At 43.5% G+C, this 9,399-nt stretch carries 9 protein-coding genes and 1 pseudogene; 8 read left to right on the forward strand and 2 right to left on the reverse strand.

Annotation, left to right across the window (positions count from 1 at the left end):
• Positions 1 to 25: 25 nt before the first annotated feature.
• The 3 genes from BJP34_RS06165 to BJP34_RS06170 all read left to right on the forward strand — a co-directional run bounded on the left by BJP34_RS06165 (position 26) and on the right by BJP34_RS06170 (position 1,741).
• Positions 26 to 898 (forward strand): S-methyl-5'-thioadenosine phosphorylase, encoded by an 873-nt coding sequence (locus tag BJP34_RS06165; protein ID WP_070391583.1) that lies wholly within the window; start codon positions 26 to 28, stop codon positions 896 to 898.
• 109 nt (positions 899 to 1,007) lie between these two features.
• Positions 1,008 to 1,154, forward strand: a complete 147-nt coding sequence (locus BJP34_RS38870; RefSeq protein WP_158517040.1) for a hypothetical protein — start codon at positions 1,008 to 1,010, stop codon at positions 1,152 to 1,154.
• Between the two features lie 35 nt (positions 1,155 to 1,189).
• On the forward strand, positions 1,190 to 1,741 hold the full coding sequence (locus tag BJP34_RS06170) for a chorismate--pyruvate lyase family protein (protein WP_070391584.1): 552 nt from the start codon (positions 1,190 to 1,192) through the stop codon (positions 1,739 to 1,741).
• Positions 1,742 to 1,981: 240 nt separating this feature from the next.
• Here BJP34_RS06170 and BJP34_RS06175 read toward each other — a convergent pair whose 3' ends face one another.
• On the reverse strand, positions 1,982 to 2,680 hold the full coding sequence (locus tag BJP34_RS06175; RefSeq protein WP_070391585.1) for an MBL fold metallo-hydrolase: 699 nt from the start codon (positions 2,678 to 2,680) through the stop codon (positions 1,982 to 1,984).
• 392 nt (positions 2,681 to 3,072) lie between these two features.
• Here BJP34_RS06175 and BJP34_RS38875 point away from each other — a divergent pair, with 392 nt between their 5' ends.
• The 4 genes from BJP34_RS38875 (at position 3,073) to BJP34_RS06190 (ending at position 7,614) form a co-directional block, all read left to right on the forward strand.
• Positions 3,073 to 3,273 (forward strand): hypothetical protein, encoded by a 201-nt coding sequence (locus BJP34_RS38875; RefSeq protein ID WP_149030828.1) that lies wholly within the window; start codon positions 3,073 to 3,075, stop codon positions 3,271 to 3,273.
• Positions 3,274 to 3,397: 124 nt separating this feature from the next.
• On the forward strand, positions 3,398 to 4,735 hold the full coding sequence (locus tag BJP34_RS06180) for an RNA-guided endonuclease InsQ/TnpB family protein (protein ID WP_070391586.1): 1,338 nt from the start codon (positions 3,398 to 3,400) through the stop codon (positions 4,733 to 4,735).
• A 133-nt stretch (positions 4,736 to 4,868) separates the two neighbouring features.
• Entirely contained in the window at positions 4,869 to 6,173 is a 1,305-nt protein-coding gene (locus BJP34_RS06185) for an NAD(P)/FAD-dependent oxidoreductase (protein ID WP_070391587.1), read from the forward strand.
• Positions 6,174 to 6,522: 349 nt separating this feature from the next.
• Positions 6,523 to 7,614 (forward strand): effector-associated domain EAD1-containing protein, encoded by a 1,092-nt coding sequence (locus BJP34_RS06190; protein ID WP_070391588.1) that lies wholly within the window; start codon positions 6,523 to 6,525, stop codon positions 7,612 to 7,614.
• Between the two features lie 5 nt (positions 7,615 to 7,619).
• On the opposite strand, the gene BJP34_RS06195 is transcribed toward BJP34_RS06190, so the two are convergent.
• Entirely contained in the window at positions 7,620 to 8,831 is a 1,212-nt protein-coding gene (locus BJP34_RS06195) for an RNA-guided endonuclease InsQ/TnpB family protein (protein WP_070391589.1), read from the reverse strand.
• 194 nt (positions 8,832 to 9,025) lie between these two features.
• Between BJP34_RS06195 and tnpA the strand changes: the two are divergent.
• Positions 9,026 to 9,388: pseudogene (tnpA, locus tag BJP34_RS06200) on the forward strand (IS200/IS605 family transposase).
• The last annotated feature ends 11 nt before the right edge of the window (positions 9,389 to 9,399 follow it).

Below are 9,399 nucleotides of genomic sequence, written 5' to 3' on the forward strand. Positions count from 1 at the left end.
CTGAGGCAGAGTAAGAACAAACACCATGGTGAAAGCACAAATTGGGATTATTGGCGGTAGCGGACTTTACAAAATGGCTGCTCTCCAGGATGTGCAGGAGGTACCGATTGACACCCCCTTTGGTCCTCCGTCCGATGCCTTGATGGTGGGAACCTTAGAAGGAACTACTGTAGCTTTCCTAGCTCGTCATGGTCGCAATCATCATTTGATGCCTTCCGAGTTACCCTTCCGAGCCAATATCTATGCCATGAAGCAGTTAGGCGTGGAGTATATCATCTCTGCCTCAGCAGTGGGTTCTCTCCAGGAAGAGGTCAAACCCTTAGATATGCTGGTACCGGATCAGTTTATTGACCGCACGAAGAATCGGGTTTCGACCTTTTTCGGGGACGGGATTGTGGCTCATATTGGGTTTGGACACCCGGTGTGCAACCAACTGGCGGGAATTTTAGTGGATGCGATCGCAAGTTTGGAGTTACCAGAGGTGACCGTACATAACAGTGGCACTTATCTGTGCATGGAAGGGCCAGCATTTTCCACCATGGCCGAATCTAATCTCTACCGGAGTTGGGGCGCAAAAGTAATTGGCATGACCAATTTGCCAGAGGCCAAGTTAGCACGGGAGGCAGAAATTGCCTATGCTACCCTAGCCCTAGTTACCGATTATGATTGCTGGCATGAGGATCATGACCATGTCACCGTTAATATGATACTTGATAATCTAAATCGCAATGCGATTAATGCTCAGAAGGTGATTCAAGAGACAGTGCGCCGGTTAGTTGAAAATCCACCGGTTTCTAAAGCCCATTCCGCCTTGAAGCATGCCATTTTCACTCCCTTAGATCAAGCTCCAGAAGCAACTAAGGAGAAGTTGGAGTTGATATTGCGGAAGTATTTGTAAAATAGCCCAGGGAACAGCGGATCTGGGAATAGGGAATAGGGAGCAGCGAGCAGGGACTTCGGAGCAGTAGGAAAGAGCTTGGAAAATTTTTTGGTGTTATAAAAAAGCGATGCAGTCAGCCAAAGGGGGTCTTCACAACTCTTACTCCCCACACTTCCCACCCTCCGCACACTCCGCACACTCCGCACACTCCCTACTCCCTACTCCCTACTCCCTACTCCCTGCTCCCTGCTCCCTACTCCCTAAGACCCAATAATTAATACCTCACCCCAATAATAATTGCTATTAAAAATGAGAAATGATCTACAGCAATCCCTAACTCGAAGTTATATAGACCCCTCGACTCTGAGTATTTTTCAAAGAATTCTATTAACGACAGATGGCACAGTAACAGATATGTTGGAAGCCTATCTGTTTGAACAGATTCGTCTAGTTAAGTTGTCTGAAGAGTTGGTAACAACAACTGATGATATCGAACCAATGGAATTAGATAAAGGAAGTTCAGTACTTGATAGAAAAATACTATTACAGGGTAAAATAAGTCGCAAAAATTATATTTATGCTGAGTCAATTATTGTTATTGATCGCCTAGATGAGTACTTTCAAAAAGATTTACTAAAAACTAAAAGCCCCATCGGCAAAATCTGGCGAGAGCAGAGATTCGAGACCTTTAAAGAAATTGTGGATACTGGCAAAAAGCCTGCTAACGAATTAGCTGATTATTTCCAGATTGAACCGGAAGCAAATTTACTGTTTCGTACCTATTGCGTCTTTTCTAATCGCCAATCGGTGATGATGATTAGTGAATATTTTCCTGAAAGCTATTTTTTGAATAGGCTATAGGGAATAGGGAGTAGGGAGTAGCTCACAGGGGTAGGTTTTTAACAAAGACGTGAGGTGTGGGGTATAGGGGGTGGGGTGTAGGGTGTGGGGGATAAGAAAGCGCACCTCTGCATCGCTTAAAACCCTCTTTACTATTGCCTATTGCCTATTGCCTATTGCCTATTGCCTTAAAGGGATAAGCAATGTCGCTCATGACTCTGAGAATTGCTATATGTGTTGTCTCCCTAGAGACCAGACATCTTAGGCAACTTGTGCAACTTGCCCACATTCTTCATTGGCTGGAACGGCTTCCATCATCTTTTTAGGATCTGGCAAATTGAGATTGTTCATAAACTCGATAAAGCTATTGCGATCTTTACCCACAAAACGAGGATTAAAACGCTTTTCTTCACCGATGGTGGATACAGTATGCCCCTTGTAGTCATGTCCTGGGTAAACCAATGTCTGATCCGGCAATGTAAACAGTCGCTGGGTGACGTTATCATAAAGTTTGCCAGCATCACCATTTTGGAAATCGGTTCTACCACAGCCTCGGATAAACAAGGCATCTCCTGTGAACAGGTGAGTCTGGTTTACCAAGTAAGCCATGTGGCTATCGGTATGACCGTGGGTTTCAATTGCCTTAATTTCCAAGCTGCCGACCTGTAAAATTTCACCATCTTTAACATGTCGATCTGCACAAGCAGCAGTGGCATTTTCTGGAACAATTCCCTTACACCCAGTCAATTCTCGAAGTTTTCCAGTTCCAGTAATGTGATCCGCGTGAATGTGAGTTTCTAGACAAAATCTCAACGTGAGACCGAGTTCTTGGAGTAGCTGAGAATCACGCTCCACCTGCTCCAGAACAGGGTCAATCAGAACAGCCTCCTTTGTGCTGGAGTCAGCTACCAAATAGGTGTATGTCCAGGTGTCTTGATCAAACAGTTGACGAAATAACATCGCTGTCTTTCTCTAGTGTTTAGGAGACCTTTTTTTCGTTTTTCAGTTATATCACTATATAGTAATAAAAACATCAAGGTCAAGATGGTGTTTTGCAAAGAAAAATTTAAATATTTATATATGAGTAATTAGTCAAATATATATATAGTTTATCGTAGCTATAAGTAGAGTGGGCATCCTGCCCGCACGAAAATAAGCATGAAACTGCCAAGATGCCAGTTTCATGCCTGATGCTCATTATACAAAACAGAAAAATAACAAGCGAGAGTTAGCCACTTAATTTATTGAGTGGGCGGGGAGCGTGCCGGGATTTATCCCGGCGTTCGCGCAGGGGAGGCCGAAGGCCACGCGGGGCGCGTTCGGCAAAGCCTAATCGGATCACGGCAGTCTCTTTGTCCAACAACGCCTCTCCAGGAATTCAGAAAGACTTAACCCTGAGGCTGCTGCCATCTCTGTCAGCCATGCAAAGCGCGAGTGGGGGAAACCACGGCAGTCGCTCATGGGGGGACCCCCAAGACCGCGCTGCCTCCCCAAGACCGCGCTGCATCGCTTTTAATCCGTTCCAGGCTTCCGAAGTTGCTGTAACGCTCTAAGACTTTTTCCCCTCGCCGTGTCAGCTTGGTCAACCCATTTTCTTGAGAGTTTTTCCTGGCATTTACTTGACACCTTACTTATTGGGGTATACAAGTAAGATAACACAGCAAAAAGGTCGATGAAATGTACGGTTGCCAGCAACATCTGATAACCACAAGTCTTGAAAATAGGGCGGTCATAGAATTTATTTGTTCAGAAGCTAACAAGCTAACTAATTGTGGCATATATTATTGCCGTCAAATGTTGTTCAAGGCTGGGAAGTATCTGAATAATGCTGAACTAGATAAGATACTCAAGACCAATGTCCATTTCAAGGCTATGAGGTCGGCTTGCGCACAACAAGCACTACACGGAGTTATTGAGTCTTTTAACTCCTATAAAGCTTTAAGTAAGCTCTACCTTAAAGGTCAACTAACTGACAAGCCTAGAGTCCCAAAATACCGTAAGAAGGGAGGAATGGCTGTAGTCAGCTACCCGGCCCGATGGGTGAAGCTGGTAAAAGGTCAACTTAAATTCACTTTGGGAAAACAGGTCAAAGCCTGGTTTGGAATTGACCATTTTCTCCTTCCGATGCCATCCAATCTTGACTACAAATCAATAAAAGAGTTTCGATTTGTCCCCAGGAATGGCTATTTTTATTTAGAATTCGTGTATGAACAACCAGATATTGAACCAGTACCATTGACCAATAACGTCTTAGGGATTGACCCAGGACTTAATAATTGGCTGACTTGTGTTTCAACCACTGGGAAGTCATTCATTATTGATGGGAGAAAGGTAAAGTCCCAAAATCAGTGGTACAACAAGCAGGTAAGCAAGATAAAGAAAGGTAAGCCACAAGATTATTGGGATGAACCCCTGGCCTTTTTGACTGAGAAGCGTAATCGACAGATGCGTGACAATATTAATAAAGTCGCCAGGTTTGTCGTTAATTGGTGCCTAAGACATCAAGTTAGCACCGTTGTTTTTGGTTGGAACCAACGGAATAAAGACAGCATCAACATTGGGAAGAAGAATAATCAAGAGTTTGTTCAGATTCCCACAGCCAGATTAAAAAATTGTATTGAGCAGCTGTGCATTCAACACGGTATTAAGTTTGTTGAGACTGAGGAAAGTTACACCAGCCTCGCCAGTTTTCTAGATAATGATTTTCTACCTACACTTGGTGCGAAACCCAAGGGGTGGAAGCCTTCTGGAAAGCGAATTAGACGTGGTCTCTATCGGTCAGCTAATAACGAGTTAATTAACGCAGATTGTAATGGCGCATGTAATATTTTGCGCAAAGTAGCGACACAGCTAGGGGTTGACCTAGCCGAGGTCGGTAGGGCAGCTTTGAACCTGCCACAACGGTACAGATTGGATTCTCTATCTAGTCAGTATTGTAAGCATCACGCAGAGGTGCGACCCCGTAATCTCATTCGCCATAGGAAAGCGCACCAAGCGCGGTTTCAACCCGCGTAGTGATATCAGCTTAGAATCCCTGTCTTTTTAAAGCGGGGAGAGTTCAATATTACAATTATTCCATTATTAAGCAACCGGCTTTTTGCTACATTTAAACCGCTTGATTGCAAGGAAAACTTATAATTTTGGAAATATGTCCGTAACTACTGAAACAACTACCCCTGTTGAGACTCTGCCAGAAAGTAAAGCGATACAACATCAAATCGTTATAGTTGGAGGAGGTGCTGCAGGTATCACTGTGGCAGCTCAGTTGCTCACTCGCAACAAGGCATTGGATATCGCTATTATCGAACCATCTGACAAGCACTACTACCAGCCCGGTTGGACCTTAGTCGGTGGTGGTGTCTTTAAACTAGAGGAGACCGTTCGTGATGAGAAAAGTTGCTTGCCCGAGGGCACAACATGGATTCAGGATTATGGGGAAACCTTAGATCCAGACAACAATATGATCATCACCCGTAAGGGTATCCGTGTCAACTATAACTATTTAGTACTCTGCCCTGGCATCCAGATTGACTGGCATGGGATTAAAGGTCTGAAAGAGGCTCTGGGCAAAGGGAGTGTCAGCAGTAACTATTCCAAAGATTTCGCACCGTACACCTGGGAGACGATTCAAAATTTCAAAGGCGGTACGGCCATTTTCACCCAACCGGGCACTCCGATCAAATGTGCTGGTGCTCCTCAGAAGATTATGTACATGGCTGATGATGTATTTAAGAGTAAGAGTGGCGTTGGGGTGAATACCCAGGTGCTGTTCTGTACCGCCGGTGGCAAGATTTTTGCTGTGCCAGAGTATTGCGAGACTCTAGAGCAGGTTGTTGACCGTCGCGGGATTCAAGTTAACTTCCATCACAATCTCAAGGAAATTAAGCCTGATACTCAGGAGGCTATCTTTGAGGTTACCAAAGACGATAGTGTTCAGGAAGTTAGCATTCATTACGACATGATTCATGTCACTCCGCCCATGAGTGCGCCTGATTTTATCAAAAACAGTCTTCTTGCAGTACAGGATGGCCCCAAAAAAGGTTGGGTTGATGTGGATAAAGATACCCTCCAACATAATCGTTACCCTAACGTATTCAGTCTCGGAGATGCCTCATCTTTACCAACTTCCAGAACAGCGGCAGCGGTTCGAGGTCAAGCCCCTGTTTTAGTTGAGAATCTTCTGGCTGTGATTAATTCTCAAGCTCAAACTGATAAATATAATGGCTACACCTGTTGTCCTTTGATTACTGGATATAATTCTGCAGTGATGGCCGAGTTTGACTATGACAAGAACATTGATACAAGTTTCCCGTTCAATCCTGCTAAAGAACGCTTCAGCATGTGGTTGGTCAAGCGCAATCTCCTTCCCTGGCTTTACTGGAACCGTATGCTAAAAGGTAAGCCTTTTGAAGGCAAGCTCGTTAAAGCTTTTGCTTGGAAGAGCAAGGGTTAACACAGGGTTATGATAAGCTAAAACGCATTTAAAATGGGTTTTAGCTAGGCAAAAGGCAAAAGGCAAAAGGCAAAAGATGACTGGGATAGATTTTTTTTATTTGATCTGATTAATATACAGTTTAAAGGCACAACAGCTTATAGATGGTGCGTTACATTTCATGCTTCGCACCATACAAGAGCGATTGGCCAAAGGCCTCAGCTTCCGCTAAAAGCGATTAGCCCGAAGGGCTACGCTACGCGATTGACCGTAGGTCACGCTACGCGAACGCACTTGCCTCTTGCCTCTTGCCTCTTGCCTCTTGCCTTTCCCTTAGGGATTCTGTTCACAACTCCAATGAAAACGCTATATGACACTAACCGGACAGCAATATCAACAATTAAGAGATGCTTTAATTGCCGCTTTTCCCGATCAGCAAAGATTGGCTGAAGTAGTAAAATTCAAGCTTGATAAAAACCTGAATGCCATAGCAATGGGTGATGGTTTAAAAGCAATTGTGTTTAGGTTAATTGAAGCTGCAGAAGCAGAAGGATGGGTTGATAAATTAATTGCAGGTGCCCGTGAATCAAATCCAGGTAACCCAGCGTTATTCGCTTTTGCCCAGGAGTTTAATCTGGCGATTCCTATGCCGCAACCGTTATCAGCAAGAGGTAGATTAGAAAGACTGATTAAGAAAAGCAATTCTTTCTTAGACGTAAATCGGTGGCGGGAAAAGTTAGGTCAAATTGAAGGGCAAGTCTGTCGTGTCGAAGTTACGAATAACGATAATAGTCGTGAATTTGGGACAGGTTTTCTGATTGCGCCCAATGTGGTTATTACTAATTACCATGTGGTGGAATCGGTAATTTTAGAACAAGCAACCTCTAGTAATGTTATCCTGCGTTTTGACTACAAGCAGTTAGGGGATGGTAAAGTTATCAATCCTGGTAAGGAGTATCGCTTAGTAGAGGATGACTGGCTAATTGATCAAAGTCCTTATACTAACAATCCATTACCAACCCCTGACGAATTGGATTATGCCTTGCTGAGAGTAGATGGAGTTCCTGGGGAAGAACCGATTGGGAAAAATCCTGATCCCAATTCTCCCAAGCGCCAGTGGATTGAGTTACCACAAGAGCCATATTATCAGTTTTTGCGCGATACTCCACTGTTTATAGTGCAGCATCCCAATGCTGAACCCTTAAAATTGGCCTTTGACACGGAAGCTATTATTACTATTAACGATAATGGTACCATGGTTAAGTATAAAACCAATACCGAACCCGGTTCCTCTGGTTCTCCATGTTTTGATATTAACTGGAATTTAGTAGCCCTGCATCATAGTGGTGGTCCAAGCTCGAATCCTAGTTATAACGCTGGCAGTCCTTTCAGTGCTATTTGTGCGCGGTTAGAGAAGCAAGGGTTATTGACAAATTTACTTAAGGGTGAAGCAATGTGTTGACATACTCACCGCCCTGGAAGAGCGGTGATTCTTGACAGATCATCGGGTTGTGCTGTCGAAACAGTCTTACCATCCCTCCTTGTCCGTTTTTGGTCGTGCCGATGCCCCATGCCGACCTTTTCTATATTTCTGGCAGCGTTCTCGTCTCTGTCTTGTTCAGTTCCACAGCTAACACAGAGTATTGAACGTACAGATAAATCGAGCTTACCCCACTTAAACCCACAATCTGAGCAGATTTGACTAGTGGGTTCCCAACGGCTTATAACTCGAAAATCTCTGCCATATTTTTCTGATTTCCCATCACAAAGAGTCCTAAACTCCGACCAACCTTGCTGACTGATAGCTCGTGCCAATTTACGGTTTTTGACCATTCCTGATACATTCAAGTCTTCCAAAACAATTACTTGGTTTTCGCTAACTATTTTTGTTGACAGTTTGTGCAGGAAGTCTTTTCTTTTGTTGGCGATTTTGTTATTGAGTTTAGCGATCTTGATGCGAGTTCGTTCTTTCCGGTTCGACCCCTTGGGTTGTTTAGCAAATTTTCGTTGAGTTTTGCGTAACTTTCGATCTAACTTTGAGTAGTCAGGACTCTTAGCATAAGTCCCATCGCTCATTACAGCGAAAGTTTTGATACCTAGATCGATCCCAATGCTTTGATTCTTGGCATTGATTTGAACAGGCTCAATATCTACTACAAAACTCAAAAAGTAATTATTGGCACAGTCCTTGATGATGGTAACCGAGCTTGGATCTGTTCGCGTAGCGTCGGCTTTGCCGAAAGGCAGATCTCTAGACCAAATTGGCTTAACTACCCCAATTTTGGCCAGATAAACTCCATCGCCTTGGATAGAGAAACCTCTACGAGTTAACCGTGCCGTTTGTTGATGAGATCGTTTTTTGAATCGTGGAGACTTAACATGACCACCTTTTCTTTTGCCTTTTCGAGAATCAAAAAAGTTTTTAAAAGCAACTCCCAAGTCAGCAACAGACTGTTGCAAAGGAACAACAGATACCTCGGATAACCATTGTCTTTCTTCTGTCTTCTTTGCTTGAGTAATTACTAACTTTTGTAAATCTCCAGACTTTAATACCTTGTTAGATTTTTTGCAAATAGCCAAAGCATCGTTCCAGACCACCCGGACACAGCCAAATAATCTGGCTAAGTCCTGCTTTTGTTGGTCTGTTGGATAAAAACGGTACTGGTATCTGGCTTTCAATTTAATATACTGAATAGGTATGTACTATGATTATAGTGTAGTCTACAAGATTTGACAATGACTTTCCGGAAAGAACGACACAGTATTACAAAGCCAGCAAATGCATCTAAGCAGGTACACAAAATTAATTACACATTTCATAAAAATCAAAGCCTTACAATGTAAAGGTTACAGAGATTGCGAGTCGGTAATTAATTCTGTGTAGGTGCTTAATATGTGTCACAAAATATCGATAAAAAGTGCTAGCCTCAGCAAGCCTCAAAACTATTGAGGACTCGTTTAAAGAGGTAGCTAAAAAAATGAATTTCGAGATCAGGGAATTTAATGGGGAGTCTGACCATGTCACATATTGGTCGAATATCCCCCAAAACTATCGATTTCTCAAATAGTTAACAGCCTTAAAGGGGTATCAAGTCGCAGATATGGACAAAATGGATACCTTAAACCAAATGGGAAGACCGCACTATGGAGTCCTAGTTACTTTGCTGCATCCGTTGGCCGCGCGTCCATCGAAACACTCTTTACAGTACATCAACAACCAAAGAAAGCCGTCCTAGAAGGACGGGGC

Origin of the sequence: Moorena producens PAL-8-15-08-1 (assembly GCF_001767235.1) — a bacterium.
In the GTDB taxonomy this organism is placed as follows: Bacteria; Cyanobacteriota; Cyanobacteriia; order Cyanobacteriales; family Coleofasciculaceae; genus Moorena; species Moorena producens_A.